Annotated in this window: 16 protein-coding genes; 9 read left to right on the top strand and 7 right to left on the bottom strand. The window is 63.5% G+C overall.

Translation table 11 applies throughout. The annotated features are described in order from the left end of the window. Positions 1 to 461: 461 nt before the first annotated feature. A complete protein-coding gene (locus PQU94_RS08980; RefSeq protein WP_272741123.1) occupies positions 462 to 2369 on the bottom strand; it encodes a glycoside hydrolase family 2 protein in 1908 nt (635 codons plus the stop codon). A 209-nt stretch (positions 2370 to 2578) separates the two neighbouring features. Here PQU94_RS08980 and PQU94_RS08975 point away from each other — a divergent pair, with 209 nt between their 5' ends. Continuing rightward, positions 2579 to 3802 carry a glycoside hydrolase family 88/105 protein gene (locus PQU94_RS08975; RefSeq protein ID WP_272741122.1) on the top strand — a complete coding sequence of 408 codons (1224 nt, stop codon included), beginning with the start codon at positions 2579 to 2581 and terminating at the stop codon, positions 3800 to 3802. A gap of 14 nt (positions 3803 to 3816) precedes the next feature. Here PQU94_RS08975 and PQU94_RS08970 read toward each other — a convergent pair whose 3' ends face one another. From PQU94_RS08970 to PQU94_RS08955, 4 genes are read right to left on the bottom strand one after another with little or no spacing between them, the layout of a single operon-like run. Further along, positions 3817 to 4260, bottom strand: a complete 444-nt coding sequence (locus PQU94_RS08970) for a response regulator (RefSeq protein ID WP_272741121.1) — start codon at positions 4258 to 4260, stop codon at positions 3817 to 3819. Between the two features lie 5 nt (positions 4261 to 4265). Continuing rightward, entirely contained in the window at positions 4266 to 6200 is a 1935-nt protein-coding gene (locus PQU94_RS08965) for a sensor histidine kinase (RefSeq protein WP_272741120.1), read from the bottom strand. Beyond that, positions 6197 to 6853 (bottom strand): response regulator, encoded by a 657-nt coding sequence (locus tag PQU94_RS08960; RefSeq protein WP_272741119.1) that lies wholly within the window; start codon positions 6851 to 6853, stop codon positions 6197 to 6199. The genes PQU94_RS08965 and PQU94_RS08960 overlap by 4 nt, the downstream gene beginning before the upstream one ends. A gap of 8 nt (positions 6854 to 6861) precedes the next feature. Continuing rightward, the gene (locus PQU94_RS08955; RefSeq protein WP_272741118.1) at positions 6862 to 7983 is read right to left on the bottom strand and encodes a sensor histidine kinase; all 1122 of its coding nucleotides are present in this window, start codon (positions 7981 to 7983) and stop codon (positions 6862 to 6864) included. A gap of 161 nt (positions 7984 to 8144) precedes the next feature. On the opposite strand from PQU94_RS08955, the gene PQU94_RS08950 reads away from it, so the two are divergent. From PQU94_RS08950 to PQU94_RS08940, 3 genes are all read left to right on the top strand, one after another. Next, positions 8145 to 8735, top strand: a complete 591-nt coding sequence (locus PQU94_RS08950; protein ID WP_272741117.1) for a metal-independent carbonic anhydrase family protein — start codon at positions 8145 to 8147, stop codon at positions 8733 to 8735. Between the two features lie 97 nt (positions 8736 to 8832). Beyond that, positions 8833 to 9507 (top strand): DUF2490 domain-containing protein, encoded by a 675-nt coding sequence (locus PQU94_RS08945; RefSeq protein ID WP_272741116.1) that lies wholly within the window; start codon positions 8833 to 8835, stop codon positions 9505 to 9507. A gap of 11 nt (positions 9508 to 9518) precedes the next feature. Beyond that, positions 9519 to 10139: a hypothetical protein gene (locus PQU94_RS08940; RefSeq protein ID WP_272741115.1), complete on the top strand. Its 621-nt coding sequence runs from the start codon at positions 9519 to 9521 to the stop codon at positions 10137 to 10139. An 85-nt stretch (positions 10140 to 10224) separates the two neighbouring features. Here the strand turns inward: PQU94_RS08940 and PQU94_RS08935 are convergent, their stop codons facing one another. Together PQU94_RS08935 and PQU94_RS08930 are read right to left on the bottom strand one after the other, a co-directional pair. Then, positions 10225 to 11079, bottom strand: a complete 855-nt coding sequence (locus PQU94_RS08935; protein ID WP_272741114.1) for a hypothetical protein — start codon at positions 11077 to 11079, stop codon at positions 10225 to 10227. 217 nt (positions 11080 to 11296) lie between these two features. Further along, positions 11297 to 12160 carry a LysR family transcriptional regulator gene (locus PQU94_RS08930; RefSeq protein WP_272741113.1) on the bottom strand — a complete coding sequence of 288 codons (864 nt, stop codon included), beginning with the start codon at positions 12158 to 12160 and terminating at the stop codon, positions 11297 to 11299. Between the two features lie 95 nt (positions 12161 to 12255). On the opposite strand from PQU94_RS08930, the gene PQU94_RS08925 reads away from it, so the two are divergent. The 5 genes from PQU94_RS08925 to PQU94_RS08905 all read left to right on the top strand — a co-directional run bounded on the left by PQU94_RS08925 (position 12256) and on the right by PQU94_RS08905 (position 18528). Further along, positions 12256 to 13722 carry a proton-conducting transporter transmembrane domain-containing protein gene (locus PQU94_RS08925; RefSeq protein ID WP_272741112.1) on the top strand — a complete coding sequence of 489 codons (1467 nt, stop codon included), beginning with the start codon at positions 12256 to 12258 and terminating at the stop codon, positions 13720 to 13722. Further along, positions 13719 to 15947 (top strand): DUF2309 domain-containing protein, encoded by a 2229-nt coding sequence (locus PQU94_RS08920; protein WP_272741111.1) that lies wholly within the window; start codon positions 13719 to 13721, stop codon positions 15945 to 15947. The genes PQU94_RS08925 and PQU94_RS08920 overlap by 4 nt, the downstream gene beginning before the upstream one ends. 206 nt (positions 15948 to 16153) lie before the next feature. Beyond that, positions 16154 to 16576, top strand: coding sequence for a DUF350 domain-containing protein (locus PQU94_RS08915; protein ID WP_272741110.1), 423 nt, complete (start codon positions 16154 to 16156; stop codon positions 16574 to 16576). Between the two features lie 16 nt (positions 16577 to 16592). After that, positions 16593 to 17309, top strand: a complete 717-nt coding sequence (locus PQU94_RS08910; RefSeq protein ID WP_272741109.1) for a DUF1190 domain-containing protein — start codon at positions 16593 to 16595, stop codon at positions 17307 to 17309. Between the two features lie 16 nt (positions 17310 to 17325). After that, a complete protein-coding gene (locus PQU94_RS08905; RefSeq protein ID WP_272741108.1) occupies positions 17326 to 18528 on the top strand; it encodes a glutathionylspermidine synthase family protein in 1203 nt (400 codons plus the stop codon). Positions 18529 to 18590: the final 62 nt, after the last annotated feature.

Below are 18590 nucleotides of genomic sequence, written 5' to 3'. Positions count from 1 at the left end.
TTCGGTTGCTATTTCAAAATGGCCCTATATTGTTATTGAGTTTAGGCCTCCGGCATATCCGGTGCGGTTCAATCTATTGAAACGTGCGGTTTGTATATTACATCTTATGCGGAATGTGTATTAGGTGGCGTTCGAAATGGTCATTCGGGAGAACTTACACGTTTGGAAATGGTTCTTTGCGCCCTCGCGTGCAATATCTACCAGCGCTGATACCTCCGATAAGGTTGACATTATCGCGATGTCGCCTTTTGGCCTTAATCGGCACGCGAGGTCCCTTGGACGACGTCTAAGCGGACATCAAGTCAGATCTCTGTCGGAAATGCCGCAGCTTATCTTGAAGTTTGGGCTTCAGAATATCCATTATCTGCCGCAGACGGGATAATGCCTGCGCAACCGAAGTCGGCTTTGTCTCCCCCACTGATTTTACCTCGTCACCTAGGGGGGGCAATGTCCAGGCGCGCTCAAATCGCTCTTTGGGAATACCACTCCGCCAATACGGCGAAGGCCTGTTTGCGGGCACCGGTTTCCGACAGAAGGCCCTTGCGGTTCCACCCATTCTGATAAACCGGATGTTCGCGCCGTGGCGTCTGAAAGTCCTTCAGAATCCACGGAGATAGTCCGGCCAGAATGGGCACGGTGGCGGCGTTGGCCAGAGTCGCGCGATAGAAATCGGCCTGAAACTCTTCGGAAAACTTGCGACGGTCGGGAGCATGGAACCCGGCCAGCGCATCGGCCCCGAACTCTGAGAAAATCAGCGGCTTGTCCACCGGTGCTGACCATTTAATCGCGGGCACGTCCTCCAGCCGGTCATTGCCGTACCAGGCCGTATAGGTGTTGGCCGACAGGATATCGAGCTTATCGACCATAGGGTCGTCGATCGTCGCGTGCAGCACACCGTCCACCTTCGTCTTGTTGACCAAAAGCGCAGCCGAGGTCAGGCGCGAGGGATCAAGGCGTTTGGCGTCGTCGGCCAGCGTACCCATAAAATGGTTGCGCGCCTCGGTTTTCGGCGTCTCGTTGCCGACGCTCCAGATGATAATGCTGGCGCGGTTGCGGTCGCGCAGGATGTTTTCGGCCATCATACGCCGGGCGGTAGTCAGTGCGCGCGCATCGCCAAAGGCGACGGCCCAATAGACCGGAATCTCGCTCCACACCAGAAGCCCCATCTCATCGGCCAGTCGCGTCGTCACCTCAGAATGCGGATAGTGGGACAGGCGCACGAAATTGCCGTTCAGTCCGTGCTTGACCTCGGTCAGAAGGGCCCGCGACGCCGGTTCGGTCATGTTGCGCGCCGGGTTTGAGCCGAACTCTTCTTCGTGCAGACAGATCCCGCGCAGAAAAACGGGCTTGCCGTTGAGCAGGATCTGATGCCCCTTGACGGCGATGGTGCGCAGCCCCACGCGATCGCTCAGCGAATCCGTGCCTGCCGTCACCGTGACCTCATAAAGGGTCGGACTTTCCGGCGTCCACAGCTTGAGGCCGCGCGGGGCCTTCAGGTCAAAGTGCGCCGTGCCGGTCTCATCGGTGCGCCCGCGTGCCATCAGCTTGAGCGCGGGAAGAGACAGGGTGACGTCGCTGCCCGCCGACGCCGGCCCCATCAGACGGGCTTCGGCGAGGATACGGCCTTCGGGCGTGTAGCGGATATAAAGGTCGTCGATGAAGGTATCGGGCACGACAAACAGGCGCACTGGGCGCGTCACCCCGCCATAGATGTCCCAGTCGGTGACCCGCGGCGGTACGCTCTGGTCCGTATGGCTGGAATCGACGCCGAGGGTCACCTGATTGACGCCGTCGCGGACCAGCCCCGTAACATCCAGGGTGAAGGGGGTGAAACCGCCTTCATGCGCGCCGGCGGTTTTGCCGTTGACGAAGACCTGCGTCACATAGTTGACCGCCTCAAAGCGCAAAAGCACGCGCTCACCCGGCTTCGGGCTGACCAGAAAGGTGCGCTGAAACCAGATCAGTCCGTCATAATAGCGCAGTTGCGGCAGGGCCGCGTTCCACGCACCTGGCAAAGCCATGCGCGGGGCATTCTGCATGTCGTATTCAAACAGGGCATAGCGGTCTCTGGCCTCTTCGGCGGCGACATCAACGTCGCTGAATCGCTGGTTGCCGCGATTGGGCTTCCAGTCCATCAGGGTGGACCAGCCGGTCTTGTAGAGATCCTTGGAATAGGCCCAGGCCCCGGACAGGTCCTGATGGGGGCGGTTGAGCGCTGCCGTCAAACGGATGGCGGGCAAAAGCGGTGCATCGGCCATCACGACGGGCTCGGCGCTGGCGCGGGCCGGGACGGCCAGTGCCGCCAGACAGCTTCCGGACAGGAGGGCGGCGCCCGAAAACAGCGCGCGGCGGCGGGTCAGATCAGTCATGGCGTCCCTGTCTCTTTTATAGGTAAGGCCGTCGCCGCACAGCGGTCCTGCCTCTTGATCAGAGGATACGCGGCGGGACGATCTGCGCAATTTGTTTTTGAATGATTGTCCCTATATTTGAACTTGAGTTGTTCGCCTGCCGCCCTCAGGATGCACTTCCGCGAACGGCATCAACGCCGATGTCCATACTCTGCCAGAGGAACCGTCTGATGAAGCGTGCCCTTCTCCTTGCCACGACCGTGGTGTCTCTGGCCTGTATGGCGCCAGGCCTGCCCGCCGTGGCCGAAACGCCGGTCGCCGCGCGGCCTGCGGCCAGAATGCCCTTGAGCCGGGCGGAGATATTGACGCTGGCCGAGCGTGTGGCTGACTATCAACTGGCCACCATGGCCGGCGGCGAATTTCCGCAAAACGCAGCGCTCGGCACCTCGGACATGAAGGGCTGGGTGCAGGGGGCGCTGTTTGTCGGCCTTACCGCGCTGGCTGACCATTCGGACAAGCCGCACTTCAGGCAGGTGATCCTGTCGCGCGGGGTGGCCAACAAATGGGAGCTGGGGCGTCGCCTCTACCACGCCGACGATCACGTTATCGGGCAATCCTATCTGTGGGCCTACCGTCAGGGGGCCGGGCCGCAGGCCATTGCGCCTTTGAAGGCGAGCTTCGATCAGATCCTCGCCCATCCGTCGCAGGACGACCTGATCCATCACGAATATTCGGCTCCGGGTGGGGCGGGCTGCGATGAGCGCTGGTGCTGGTGCGACGCGATCTTCATGGCCCCGCCGACCTGGTTGCAACTGGCGCAGGCCACCGGTGACCGGCGCTACCGCGACTTTGCCGTGAAGGAGTTTTTCGCAACGACGGACATGCTTTATGACAAGGAAGAGCATCTCTATTATCGCGACTCGCGCTTCTTCGAGCGGCGAGACCCCAATGGACGCAAGGTCTTCTGGAGCCGCGGCGACGGCTGGGTGCTGGCCGGGCTGGCGCGGATGATCCCTTACCTGCCCAAAGGCGATGCCGACCGCACGCGGATGGAGACGATCTTCCGGGAGATGTCGGCCAAACTCAAAACCATCCAGAAACCCGATGGCTTCTGGTCGCCCTCCCTGCTGAGCGACCCCAAGACGGCCCTCCCGGAATCGAGCGGCACCGCCTTCTATGTCTTCGGGCTGGCGTGGGGGGCGAAGGCCGGCCTGCTTGACCGCGCCACCTATGAACCGACCATCCGCAGGGGCTGGGCAGCACTCGTTTCCGCCGTGCATGAGGATGGCAAGTTCGGCTATGTGCAGCCGATCAGCGACCGCCCGGACGCTGTCGGATACGACGACACGCAATATTACGGGGTCGGGGCGTTTCTGCTGGCCGCCACTGCCGTGGCCGATCTGGGTCTTGAACCCGCCAGGGTCCCGACCAAAGGCGCGAAACGCCGGCGTTGAATATGCGATGCGCCTCAAGGCGACGGTTGACGCAGGCGCTCATACAGAAGCCGGGTTTCCAGAAGGTTTGATATGCGCAGGGCCACCTCGATCACATCGAAGGGCTTGGCCACAAAGTCCTTGGCCCCCAGAGACAGGGCGCGGCGGCGCGCCTGAAGCGTTGTATCTGCCGTCAGTACCAGAACCGGGCGGTATTCATCGGCGCGTTCATGGCGGCCAAAGGCTTCGAGCAACTGGAACCCGTCCACTTCCGGCATCATAAGGTCGAGAAGCACCAGATCGGGCGACAGGTCTATAAAGGCCTGCATGGCGCGCGACGGGTCGGTTATGCCGTGCACGTCCGTGTAGCCTTCACGTTTCAGAAGCGTGGTCAGCAGCAGCACATTGGCCTCTTCATCGTCGATGACGAGGATACGGCGCGACACGAGCTCTCCCGGTGTGATCAGGGGTCCCGGCATGGTTGTCAATCCTTCTGCGGCATTTGGGCCGGTTGGACGCCCGGCAGGGTGAACCAGAAGCGCGCCCCCTTCGCCGGGGCCTCATAGCCGATCTGGCCGTTCATGGATTCCACCAGGCGTTTCGAGAGGGCCAGCCCCAGTCCCGTGCCTTCGACCCGCGTTTTTGATTGTTGGCCCAGTCGATCAAACGGGGTGAACAGCCGTGAGGCGGCCGACGGGTCTATGCCTTCGCCATCGTCTTCGACCTCGATGCGAATGTCCGCACCGTTGCGCCCATAGGCCAGACGCACGCAGGTGCCGGTGCGGTTATATTTGGCCGCATTGGCAATCAGGTTCAGAAGAACCTGTATCAGCCGCCGCCGGTCCGCCTGGGCGATCAGACCGGGCTCCGCTGCCTCAAGCTGAAAGCTCAATCCGCCCGTAGCCACGATCGGCGCGGCCAGCGCGTGCACCTCCTGCACCACATCGTCCAGATCGACCGCTTCGATCGACATGTCGGTCGCTCCGGCCTCGATGCTGGAAATATCGAGCAGGTCGTTGATCAGGGCCAGAAGATGCCGTCCGGCCTTCATGATCTGCTGGACGGCGGCCCTGTGTGACGGGGACAGCGTCTCCTCATCCAGTTCCAGCAACTGCCCGAAGCCCAGAATGGCGCTCATCGGCGTGCGCAGTTCGTGGCTGGTCCGCGACAGAAATTCGCTCTTGGCCAGATTGGCGGCAATGGCGTCCTCACGCGCCATGCGCAGCGCCTCTTCGGTGCGTCGGCGTTCGGTCATGTCGCGCGTCACCTTGGCAAAGCCGCGCACCTGACCATTATCGTCATGCAGGCTGGTGATCACCACATTGGCCCAGAAGCGCGACCCATCCTTGCGCAGTCGCCAGCCTTCGTCTTCGACCGTCCCGCGTTCACGCGCCCTCTGAAGCATCCGCGCCGGCAGAAAATCGCGCGTTTCGTCGGGATAAAACCGGCTGAAATGCTGCCCCAGAATTTCAGCCGCCGTCCAGCCCTTGATGCGCTCAGCCCCCAGATTCCAGCTTGTCACCACGCCGGTGGGATCGAGCGCGAAAATACCGTAGTCGCGCACCTCTTCGATCACCAGGCGGAAGCGTTCCTCGCTTTCGCGCAAGGCCTGTTCGCGGCCCCGCAGGAGGGCGCTGGCGCGCACGAGGCGCTGCGCCAGCCGCCCGATCTCGTCGGCGTCCTGCGGCAGCTCCGTCAGGGCCTCGCCCTGCGCCAGTCGCTCGGCATTGTCCTCAAGGTTACCGATGCGGCGCACAATGCCGGTCGAGAACAGGTACACCGCCGCCAGACTGCCCAGCAGGCCCACGACGGCACTGATGGCGGTCAGAAAGAGGAAGCGGTTGCGCACCTCTTCTACGCGGCGAAGCCTCTGGTCCAGCAGGGTGTTTTCGCGCACCTGAATGCGGTCGATTTCCTGGCGCATGGCATCAAGCACAATCTTGTTGGCAACCAGTGCGGCCTCGATTTCAGAGGTATTGTGCGCATGGGCCGTGCGCGCGTCCGCCAGCTCGACAATCGCGTGAAGCCCTTCGCGTTTGCGCACCGCCAAAGTGCGTATGCGCTCAAACCGGTTGCGGATCTCCGCATCCCGGATGATGCCGTCCAGTCGTTCAAAGGTCGGCGGCAGATCGGCCTCGGCTTTGCGATAGGGTTCCAGAAACCGCGCCTGCCGTGTCAGCACATAGCCGCGCACGCCCGCGGCGGCTTCGGCCAGAAGGGCGTGCACCTGATAGGTGTCGCGCTGAACGGCGAAGGCGCGACGCACATCGTCTTCGGCCTCCTCTTCGGCATGACTGGCCTGAAACAACAGGCTCAGCGACACCAGCAGGATGGCCAGCGGCAAAGCGACGACCACCAGCCCTTTGAGCGCCAGCGGCCGGTCGGCCCAGAAGCGGGTGAGGAAACGCGCCAGCCTCATGCCTCGCGCCCCGCCGTCAGATGCCGCGCCGCCAGCACCGCCGCCTGCGTGCGGTCTGTCACCCCCAGCTTGGCGATCAGGCGCTCGACATGCGCCTTTACCGTCGCAGGGCTGATGCCGAGGTGTCGTCCGATTTCCTTATTGGTCATGCCTTCGGCAATCAGACTGACGATTTCGCGCTCACGCGCGGTCAGGCTGGACAGGGCGACCGGGTCGCGCTCGGCCGGTTCGGGCGCGCGCAGGGCGGCGCTGACCAGATCGAGCGGCAGGGCGGTCTGTCCCTGTGCCACGCGCACAATGGCCGCTTGCAGGTCGTCAATGGCCGTGTCTTTCAGCACATAGCCCGCGGCCCCTGCCGTCAGCGCTTCACGCACATAGGCGGGCAGGTCGTGCAGGGTGAGCATCAGAACCCGTGTCGGCAACCCCAGAGCGGCAATACGCCGTGTCGCCTCAAGCCCGTCCATCTCCCCTTTCAGACGCACATCCATCAGCACCACATCCGGGCGCAAGGTCTGGGTCAGGGCAATGGCGGCCGGTCCGTCGGCGGCTTCGCCCACGACGCTGAAACCGCTGCTGCTCAGCACGGCCTTCAGCCCTTCACGCGCCAGGGCGTGGTCATCGACAATCAGTATGCGCAACGGATCGGAAGCCAAAACGAAACTCACGAGGAAGGCGGAAGGGGCAGATGGGGCAGATGCGCGGTGACGCACACACCTTCAGGCTTCGCCTCCCACAGGAGGTCTCCGCCGATGGCCAGCATCCGTTCATGCATCACTTCACGGCCCACCTGCATCCCCTGCCTGTCCGCCCTGAGCGCGGTCTCAGCGGGCGTTATGCCGCGTCCGCGATCACTTATACGTAAGGTGATCCCCGTTGGCGCATCCATGGTCAGGGACACCGTGACCGGGCAGGGACCGCCCGCGTGTTTGCGGATATTGGTGACGGCCTCCTGTGCTACGCGAAACAGGGCGGTTTCGACGGCGGAGGGCAGAATCGGGGTTTCCTCCGGCAGGACTAGGGTCACGCTGTACCCGGCCTTTTCCATCTCCTCCGCCAGATAACGCAGCGCCGCGCTTAGTCCCAGATCATCGAGCAGGGTGGGGCGCAGACCGCCGATAATGGCGCGAATCTCCTGCACCAGTTCGCGGGCAATCTGCGCCAGACGCACCCGCTGCGGCCCGGCGACGGGCTCATGCGCGCGATCTGTCCCGCCTTCGAGCAGGCGGACCAGCGCCGTGGCGGTCTGAGCCACGCCATCGTGCAGTTCGTGCGACAGGCGGCGGCGCTCGTCTTCCTGCGCCGTGAACAACCGCCCAAGGACATATTCCAGCCGCTGCTCACGCTCACGCAGGGTGGCGGTGAGGCGACCGCGTTCAGCTTCGCGTTCGATACGGCTGGCCGTGGCCCCCATCAGTTCCAGAACGAGCCGCACGGCCTCGCGGTCCTCGGCATCCGGAATGTCGCTCAGATCGGTGAAGCCGTCTATACTGACATAGGCGAAGGGGGCAGGGGGTGCCCCCTCGCTCTGACCCGGCGCGCGCAGACCCAGCCCCGGGCCCTGTGGCGCGATAGACGCCCGGCCCCGGCCCAGAAAATGCGCCAGTCGCCCGGCGCACGTCTGAAGCACGCTCTCGACATTGGTCATTTCGGCCAGCGCCAGCTCACCCCCGGCTTGTGACAACAGCCGCAGACGCGCCGCCCGCGCCTCCGCCGCGCGATAAAGCTCGCGCAGTTCGGCGACGGTTTCGATCTGCGTCGTCAGCAAAGGGGAGGCACTTTCCATTGTTCGTCTCTATACCGGGGAAGCCCTGTTGTGCATAGGCCATCCGGCCTAGGCCGCAAGGCGCGCCAGTCGGCGGATGCGCCGCCGGCCCGTCTGCCCATACCTTCTCCTCACAAGCCGCAACGATGATGACGGCGTTTGAATTGGAAAGGTGCAACACGATGAAAAAGATGACTTTGAAGGCCGCCTGTCTGGCTCTGGCTTTGCCGCTGGCCTTTGCGGGTGCCCCGGCGCTGGCAGCGGGTAATGCGGCTCAGATCAGCCCGGCCGTCTATGCCCCGATCACCGTCGCCGAGGTCGAGGCCGCCCAGAAGGCCTGGGGCGAAGCGCTGGTCGCCATTTCGACCGAGAATGACAAGAACGGCTACGCGGCCGCCAAGCGTCTGGCGGAAAAGGTGCTGGACAGCGCCTATGGCTACAATTACGGCCCGGTGCTGTTCAAGCCGACCCTGACGGTGGCCCCGCAAACCTTCCGCACGACCCGCGACGGCGCGCTGGCCTATTTTGTGGGCGGTGATACGAAGTTCCCCAACGACAAAGGCTTTGCGCTCAAGAGCTGGCGCAGCTTCAAGATCGACAATGCTGGCATCGTCATCACCGGCGACAGCGCCATTTCCATGGGAAATGTGACCCTGACCGATGCCAAGGGCAATGTCACCGTGGTCGACAAGACCTGGGGCTATGTCCGCGATGGCGAAGGCAAGCTGCGCATCGTTTTGCATCACTCCTCCCTGCCCTATTCGGCGAAGTAACCCCCCTTACTGACGCCGTGTGCAGGCGGGTCAGACGCTGACACCCCCCGTCTACTGACCCGCCTGCGTCTTTTTCTCATTTTGCAGGGCCTGTTTGATGTTTCGCATAACCCGGCTGGTGCCGTTCGTTTTTGGTTGTCTTCTACCTTTTGCCGCGCAGGCGGCGAGCGAGGATACGGCCGTGTGGGGGGGGCTGCATTCTCATTTCAAGCTGAATGAACGCGTCTCCGCGACCCTCGAGGTGCAGAAGCGTTTCAACAACGACGCCTCGCGTCTGGGGCAGTATCTGATCCGTCCGAGTGTCAGCTACGGTTTCAGCCCGACCACGCGCGGGGCCCTCGGTTATGCCTTCGTGCAGACCAATCCGCCGGGGCCGGCCAAGACGGATGAACACCGTCTGTGGCAGCAGGTGTCGTACCGCGTAGCCGCCTTTGAGGGCGGTGCGGTGCTGAACGGACGCACGCGGCTGGAGCAAAGATGGATAGAGGGTCGCGACGAGACCGGCTGGCGGCTACGTCAGCAGCTTCGCTTCAGCAAACCGCTCACACCGAAAGTCGGCGGCGTCGTATGGAGCGAGGCCTTCTGGGCGGCAAACCGCACGCCATGGGGGCAACGCGAAGGCCTTGACCGGTGGCGCAACAGTGTCGGCGTGTCGGTGCCGCTTACCTCCAAACTGACCCTTGAGTCCGGCTATATCCATCAGTGGGTGCGCCGTCCCCGCGAAGACGCCGTTGATCATATTCTGAGCCTCAGCCTGACGGCGCAGTTTTAAAGGACTTTTGTATGAGTGCCCTCCCTCTGGCCGTAATGGCCGCCTTCCTGTTCACCCCTTCGGACATGGCTCCGGTCGAAAGCCTGCGTCTGTCCAGGGGACTGGCCAAGATCGAACCGTCTCATTTTGCGCGTCGCGCCGTGATAAGGGGTGATCACCTCGACGACGCCATCGTGGTGTCCACGGAAAAGGCGACCCTTAAGCCCGGTCCGGCTCGAGGGGCCTTCATCTGGGATGGGCACGTTCAGGCCTCTGTTCAGCGGGCTTCCGGCCAGACGCGCTGGGAAGTCTCGCATCAGTTGACCTATACGGGGGCGCGCCGGGAAATTACGGAAGTCCGATACGAGATCGCCGGTCGTATCGTGAAGATTAAACCCACGACGGTTTCGCACTGGACCGACTATTGTCCGCTGTTTGAGATGCCCGGTGAGTGCAGCCAGTTCACCCGCGTCATTTTCGAAATACCTGAAGACGACGTGCGCGCTCTGGCAGAGGCCTATCAGCCCGGATCGCGCAAACCCTGGCTGATCCGGTTAAAGGAAGCGAGCGGTCAGGATGTCACCATTGGTGTGGCACCTGCGGAAGTGGCGGGCGTGTGGCAGGCGCGCCAGCAACTGGCTCTGACGAACTGAAGGTGACGGTTTAACCCGGATGAGACTGAGGGAAGGGAGCCGGGCATTTGTCCCGACCCCCTCTGACTTTAAGCAGACGCCGGACTTAGAACACGGCGCGAAGTTTCAGCGTCACCGGCACGACGAGACGGCCACCCTCTTCGTTGATGGAGGCGAGGCCCAGACCGCCGATAGCGGTGTCGTTACCGTCGAGCTTGCCGTAGTAGCGCAGGCCCGTCTCCGCGATCAGCGACACGTTTTCCGACATCTTGTAGCTGACACCCGCTTCGAACCCGGCGGTCAGGACCGTCGTGTCGTCATAAAAGGGGACGTTGCGCAGGGACTGATTGATAGTCAGGTCGGGGACGGTGAAGGTGGCACGGATTTCGTCGATCTTGCTGGCCCCGATGCGGCCGGCGATATAGGGCTCGAAGGTGCCGCCTTCGTTGAACCACTGGCGCACACCGACCGAGACGCCCATACCCTTGTACTCGCCGAAACGGCCATAGACCGGCACTTCGGCCACGGTGTTCGTGCCGTTGACGACGGCGGCGGTGCCGACCTGCGTCGTGCCCTCATCGGCCTTCACATAGTCGAAAGTGCCGAAGACCTCACGGCCGCCGCCGATGCCGTAGGTGGCTTCAAAATTCAGCGCGGTAGCGTTGTCGTAAATATCGTCGAAGCCACGCGACTGAATGCGCAACTGTCCGGCATTGCCCGTGGCGGTCAGAGCCGAGGGCAGGGCCGGTGCCCCGGCGTCGCGCAGCGAAGCGAGGGTGGCCAGAGGAATCTCTCCGGTTGTGGTGCCACCATGGACGTCGCCGGAGACCGGGACTTCGGTGCCGATAGAGCCGCTGACGGCCCAGCGACCGGCCTCGACGGGTCCGGCCTGCGCCACAGAGGCCAGCGACAGGGCGGCGAGGGCGGAAGTGGCCATAAGGCTGAGTTGAATCGTTTTCATGTGATTTCCGTTGGTTAGGGCCTCATGCCGCAAAGGGAAGCCCCTCTGCGGATAGCGATGAGGCGTGGCAAAAGACGAGCACCTGGCGACGGCTCAACGGAACCGGCGAAGGCGGCGGGGATCTGTCTAAAACGCACGTTCCATCTTGCGATGTGCCAGAGATACGTCGCGATGCCGATTTCGGATTTAACGGAAAGGTTGTTATGTGGGCGCGATGTCAGATAAGCGCGGCCAGTAACGGGTTCGGAAAACGCCGTTCAACCGTTACCGCATAAAAGGTTTCGCGCAGGTCCGGCAGGGCGGCAAATTCCGCCAGAAGACCGCTTTGTAATTCGTCGCGCACCACGATGGGCGGCACGATGGCCAGACCAAACCCTTCGCGGGCGAGAAGGCGCATCATGGCCATGTCGTCGATTTCTGCGGCGATGACCGGACGGATATTCAGTCGGTTGATCATGGCGTCGAAACCGGCGCGAATACTGCTCGAATGGCCGGGCAGGATGAGGGGGGCCTCACTCAAATAATCGCTCAGGCTCGCCCCGTCGCGCATCCTCTGCGGTGGCCCGATCAGGCTCACCGTCTGGTCGGCAATACGATGTGAAATCAGGGAATTAAGCCGGTCGCGCACGGGGGCCATATTGGCCAAAACCACATCCAGCTCAAGGGCCTGAAGCCCCTCCAGAAGCTCGCTCAGAGTCCCTGAGCGAAGGACGATATCGACATCCATGCGCGCCATCAGAGGCGTCAGGAACTGCATCTGAAAATTGCGCGATAGCGTAGCCAGGGCGCCAATGCGCAGAACCTGCCGGGCGCGGCCGCGGTTTTCCAGCGTGCCGATCAGCTCATCGCCGGCCGCAAAAATCGTATCGGCATAGCCCAGCGCCACCCGCCCGGCTTCGGTCAGGACCATCTGCCGCCCGCGTCGTTCAAACAGGGCATGCCCCAGCTGCGCCTCAAGCGCCTGAATCTGCACAGACAGGGCCGATTGCGATACATTACAGGCTTCGGCGGCGCGCGTCAGATGCCCTTCGTGGGCCACGGCCCAGAAATAGCGCAGGTGTTTGAAATTCAAGCTTGCCATGGATTTGTTCTAAATTATAGAACAAAACAATTCAATCTTTGAATTTTTTATATTGGTTGTCACCCCGTATCAGCAAGCGAACGGGAGTTTTCACCATGTCTGTTGCGCTACTTGCCGGGGTTTGTCTCGGTCTCTGCCTTACCCTCGCCGTGCTGCATATGGCTTTGGGGGCGCTCGGTGTGCGGGCCGTCGGCCTGCCGACCCTGCGCCGTCTGTCCGCCGGCCTGTCCCTGATCGGGTTCGTCGTCGGGCTGATCGCTCTTCTTTATCTCGCGGTCGTATTGATCAGCGGGAACGCCCATCCGGCCTCCCAATGGTTCGGCCTGCGGTTCGATGCCACGGGCGCTGCACTGGTGGCCATGGTGACGCTGGTCGGCGGGGCAGTATTGCGCTTTTCGCAGAACTATCTCGATGGCGATGCGCGGCAGGACGCATTTCTGGGCGGGCTGCACCTGACGCTCGCCACCGTGATCCTCTTTGTGCTGTCGGCAAACCTTCTGACCTTTGCGCTCGGCTGGGTGGCTATGTCGCTCACCCTGCACAAGCTGCTGGTCTTCTATCCGGACCGCCCGGCGGCCAGGCTGGCGGCCCACAAGAAGTTCCTTCTGGCCCGCCTTAGCGACGCAGCTCTGGCGCTGGCCTTTTTCTGCCTCTACCGCATAACCGGCAGCCTCGACATGGCCGACATCGCCGCGCGCCTGCCGGGCGCGACCCCCTTTGATGTCACTGTGGCCGCCCTCCTGCTGGTCGTTGCCGCCGTCCTCAAGTCCGCTCAGTTCCCGGTGCACGGCTGGCTGATCGAGGTGATGGAGACGCCGACGCCGGTCTCGGCCCTTCTGCACGCCGGTGTGGTCAATGCCGGCGGCGTCCTCCTCCTGCGCTTTTCGGACGTGCTGATGCAGAGCCCCATCGCGCAAGGGCTTCTGGTCCTGCTGGCTCTGGGCTCGATCATCGTGGGCTCGCTGGCCATGATGGCGCAAAACAGCGTCAAGGCGGCACTGGCCTGGTCCACCGTGGCGCAGATGGGCTTCATGCTGCTGCAATGCGCGCTGGGGGCCTTCGGGGCCGCTCTGTTCCACATCCTTGCCCACGCCGCCTACAAGGCCAATGCCTTCCTCAGCGCCGGCACCCTGAGCGACAAGCGGCCGGTTCAGGAGCGTTCGGTTGCCGCCCTCCTGCCGCTGGCTGCCCTTGCCGGTCTTAGCCTGATGCTACTGGCTACCGGCACCCTGTCGGCCAGCCTGCTCGTCACGCTTCTGGCCGCCATGGGGGTTGTCACCGTGCTTGAGGCGCGCCGCCCGCTGATCCTGACCGTCGTCACGGCGGGCATGGTGACGCTGGCCCTTCTGGGTCACGGGGTGATCGAGCGGCTTCTGGGTGAGACCTCTGTAAACGTCTCGCCGCTCCTGGCGAGCGTGACCGTCGCGGGCATGGTGATCCTTTGCCTTGGGCAGTGGCTGGCCTTGAGCGCGCCGCGCTGGCCGCCGGTCATGGCCCTCTATGTCCATCTGAAAAACGGCTTCTACATCAATACCTGGCTTAACCGGAGTGCCCAGCCATGAACGCTTTTACGTCGCTCTTTCCTACGACGGAACAGGAACTGGACACGCGGTTAAAGGCGATTGTGCGCCGCGTGTCGCCGCAATGGCCGCTCAGAAGCTTTGTCGCTGTCAACCCCTTCATGGCCCGCAGCGGCGTCGATTTTGCGCAAGCCGCGCTCGATGTCGCCCGCAGCCACGGTGCACACCTGTTGCCTGACCCGGCCCTGCCGTCGCCGGTCGAAACCCTGAGCGATGCCTTCGGCAAGGCGCTGAATAAGCCGCTGAGCGATTTCGTGACGGGGCGGATTTCGCAGTGGGCGGCGGGCTTCTACGATCAGGGGCAGGCCGTCTGGGGCAATCCGTGGCAGGGCGAAACGCCCTTTGCCGCCTGGCGTGCCGAAGCCCTGCACGACCGCGCCCCCGAAATCTTTGGCCTCAAGGGGTTCCGCGCGCAGGTTGCGGCCCTGCCCACTGACGCCGTGGCGGCCGCAGAGGCTCTGCTGACGTCCCTGAACCTGCCTGCGGAGGCGCAGACCGCCTATCTGGAGCGGCTGATCTGCACGGTTGGCGGCTGGGCTGCCTGGATGCGTCACCGGGACTGGGAGGCCCAGCTCGACGGGCGCACGGATGAGGGGCTGCGCGACCTGCTGGTCATCCGGCTGGCGTGGGATGTGCTGTCAGCGCGCGCGCTGTCGGATGAGGGAACGCTTTTGAACTGGCGGCGCGCGCTCTGCGCCCCGCGTCAGGCGGTGCTGCCCGACGTGTCGCCGCTGGAAGCGCGCGAAACTCACTGGCGCGAGGGCCTGTTCAACAGCCTGCGCCGCCCCGCCGCGCCCGCACCGGCCCCGGTGGCGCAGGCCGTCTTCTGCATCGACGTGCGTTCGGAACTCTACCGTCATGCGCTGGAACAGGCCGGGCCGAGCATTGAAACCCTGGGCTTTGCGGGCTTTTTCGGCCTGCCGATAGCGGTGGAACTGACCGACGGTCGCCGTCAGCCGGCCTGCCCGCCGCTGCTGCGGCCCGGCGCGCTTGTTTGCGAGGCCGTCCCCGGCAAGGCCTCGTCAAAGTCCGCGCTGAGCCGCGCCGTCGAGGGTCTGAAACGCACCGGGGCGTCGGCCTTTGGCTATGTCGAAAGTTTCGGGCTGGCCTCGGCGCAGTCTCTGGCCGCGACCCTGTTTGCCAAGGGATCGCAAGCCCGGCGGGCGGCCACCGAGATCACCCTGTCTCTGCCCTTTGCCCAGCAGGCCGACATGGCGGCGGGCCTGCTGAAGGGGGCGGGACTGACCCAGCCGACGGCGAAGCTGGTCGTGCTGGTCGGCCACGAAGGCGAGTCGCTGAACAATCCGCACGCGGCAGGCCTGCACTGCGGGGCCTGTGGCGGGCGCAGCGGCGCGGTCAATGCGCGGGCCGCGGCCCTGATGGTCAATCACCCGGAGGTGCGGCGTCTGCTCAGGGCCGAAAAGGGCATCGACCTCAGCCCTGAGGTCTGGTTTGCCGCGGCGATCCACAACACGACGACCGACGAGCTGAGCCTGCTCGATGAGGCCCTGATCCCGGCGCATCTGCACGCCGAGGCAGAGGCCTTCAAGGCCGCCACGGTGCGGGCGGGCGAGAGGATGCGGCGGTTGCGCGCGCCGACCCTGAACGAGGCCCCGACCTTAAAGGCCTTCCGCCGTCGGGCGTCCGATCCGTCGCAGGTGCGGCCGGAATGGGCGCTGGCGGGCTGTGCGGGCTTTATCGCCGCGCCGCGCCACCTGACGCGCGGCAAGGATCTGGGCGGGCGGGTCTTCCTGCATTCCTACGACTGGCGAAACGATGACGGCTTTGCCGTTCTGGAGCAGATACTGACCGCGCCGGTGATCGTCGCAAGCTGGATCAACCTGCAATATTTTGCCTCAACCGTGGCCCCGGAGGTGTTCGGGGCGGGCAATAAGGTGCTGCACAATGTTGTTGGCGGCAATCTGGGCGTGCTGGAAGGCAATGGCGGTGATCTGAGACTGGGCCTGCCGCTGCAATCGGTCTTCGACGGTCAGACCTTCCGCCACGAGGCCCTGCGACTGTCGGTCGTCATCGCTGCGCCTACAGAGGCGATTGATGGCGTCCTGAGCCGCCATGCGTCGCTGCGCGATCTGGTCGAAAACCGCTGGATTCACCTGTTTGCCGCGGATGAGACGGGCGAAACGGTCATGCGCCGCACGGCGCAGGGCTGGCACAGCCTGTCGCCGGAGACGGAGGTCGCGGCCTGAAGCGGAGGGCCGTTTCCCCCGGAGAATCGGCAACACCCTCAAAGAGGGTTTCACAGTTGGCGCAATGCCCTCTATGATCGGCGCAGGGATTAGAGCGGATTTCGTTCAGATTGAACCGAAACTCCGCTCTAACCTTTCGTTTGTCGCGCTTTTAATTCCGAAACCGTTGCACACGGTTCGGAAGGCGCTCAAAAGGGGGAACGCAAGTGATAAACGTCGAGTCACTGGCCAATCTGCCGGCCTATCTCCTGTTCCTGGGGACGGGGAGCCTTGTCTGGCTGGTGGGCATTACGGTGTATCTGTGGGTGACGCCCATTCGTGAGCTGGAAGAAATCCGCAAGGGCAATATCGCGGTCGCCATCCACTTCATGGCGGTTAGCCTCGCTCTGGCCCTGCCGATTCAGTCCGTCGGCCATTCGACCTTCGAGGCCGGCGACATGATCCTGTGGGGCGGCATCGGCATCGTGTCGCAGATCGTCCTGCACCTGCTGGTTCGTTTCTTCGGCAATACCTTCTATGCCCGCCTGACCGAGGCGGGTAACGAGAAGGGCGGCATCGCGGCAGCTCTGGCGCTGTCGGCCCTCAGTCTGGTGGTCGGGATGCTGAATGCCGCCGCCTTGTCGTACTGAGGCAGGGGACAGGACCATGACCCGGTATAATTCCACCAAAGCCTACAGGGCCGCCTATGTGGCCCGCCTCACCCGTCGCAGGGCGCGCTGGCTGGCGACACTGGCGACGACCGTTTCGGCTGTGGCCATGCTGAGCGGCTGTGAGGCACCGGAGGCGACTCAGACCTCTGACGCGGCACCCGTGACCGAGCAGATGAAGGTCTATAAGACGCTCGATGCGTGCAAGGCGGCGGAGGCTGATGACAAGCGCTGCGAAACCGCGTTCGCCGAGGCGTGGCAATGGCAGGGGCAGCAGCCGGGCTACACCGCCAAACAGCAGTGCGAAGCCGAATACGGGGTGGGTCACTGCGAAAGCCGCGCCAATCCGTCCGGCGGCAACTGGTTCGTGCCGCTGATGGCCGGTTTCATGATGTCCAATGCGATGAATCGTCTGTCACCGGACCCCTATGCCAGAGACCGCGAGCGTGAGCGCGACGGCGGCGGCGGGGGCTATCCGGTCTATGTCAACAGACAGGGCTATGTCTCCAGCTATGGGGGCGGGGGCCTGCGCCCGATGGGCTATCGGGTGTCGTCGCCCAGCGCATTGCCTTCATCTATCGAGGTCGAACGCGACCCGTCCGGGCGCGGCTATGCGGCGCGCGGCACCTCCGCGAAGACGCAAACCGGCTATCGCGCGTCCTCGCGCGGGGGCTTTGGCAAGTCGTCGGGCTTCCGGGGCGGTTGCTGCGGCTAAGCGAACGGGAACACGCATGGAACGCTGTCTGGTCCCGCCGCGCGCCAACTGGCAGGCGCGCGTCGAAGCCGAAGGGATGCTGTGGCATACCGCCAATGGCGTGCCCTACTGGCATGAGGGCGCAGCCTATCGCTTCACCGAAGCGGAGATCGAGCAGCTCCATGAGGCGACGCAGGCCTGTCACGACATGGCCCTGTCTGCCGTCGGGGCCATTATCGAAGGCGGTGAGCTGGCCCAATATAGCTATGGGGCTGAGGCCATCGCGTTGATTGAGCGAAGCTGGCAGACCCGTGAGCGCGATATCTATGGCCGTATCGACCTCGCCTATGACGGCGTACATCCGCCAAAGATGCTGGAATATAATGCCGACACGCCGACCAGCCTGCTGGAGGGAGCGGTCGTGCAGTGGACCTGGCTCACTGATACCGCCGGGGCCGACGCGACGAACCAGTATAATGACATCCACCGCGCGCTGGTTGACCGCATGCAGACGCTGAAGGCGGAGCGTGATGCGGGCTTGCTGGGGGTGCGTCAACGCGGGGCCCCGCTGCACGTGGCCTGCGTCTTTCCGCACGATGAAGACACGGGGACCGTGGCCTATATCGAAAGTGTGGCGCGTGAGGCGGGACTGGAGGTCTGTTTTGTTCCTATTGATCAGATCGGCTTCAGCGAGGTCGAAGGCGGCACCTTCCTCGATCAGAACGATGGGCCCATCCGTCTATTGTTCAAGCTCTACCCGTGGGACTGGCTGCTGGCCGATGACTACGGCGCGCCCCTGACTCAGGCGGTCCTTAAAAACAGCATCCGTCTGTTTGAGCCGGCGTGGAAGATGCTTCTGGCCAACAAGCTGCTGATGGCCAGGATGTGGGAAATGTATCCCGACAGCCCCTATCTTCTGGAGACGCGCGTGAGTGATGCGGCGTTTCGCGCGGCCGGACGGGCCTTTGTGTGCAAGCCGGCACTGGGGCGTGAGGGGCAGAATGTATCGGTTTTCGCGCCGGACGGCGGGAACGCGACGGCGCGCACGGACGGCCACTATGCGGACAATGACTTTGTCTATCAGGCCTTTGCCGATCTGTTTCGTGACCCCGCCTCCGGAAGCTATGCGCTGATCGGAAGCTGGGTCATCAATGGCGAGGCTGTGGGCATGGGCATTCGCGAGAGCGATCATCTGATCACCGATGACCGGTCGCGGTTTGTGCCCCACTTTTTCAAATGATGCCTCTCGCCTCCTGGCCGGCAGCACTTGTGATCACGTGAGATGCCACGGCCAATTGGGGT

The sequence above is a fragment of the Asticcacaulis currens genome, assembly GCF_028550395.1.
Lineage (GTDB): Bacteria > Pseudomonadota > Alphaproteobacteria > Caulobacterales > Caulobacteraceae > Asticcacaulis > Asticcacaulis currens.
The sequence above is the reverse complement of the archived record's forward strand: the minus strand, read 5'-3'. Positions and strand labels throughout refer to the sequence as shown.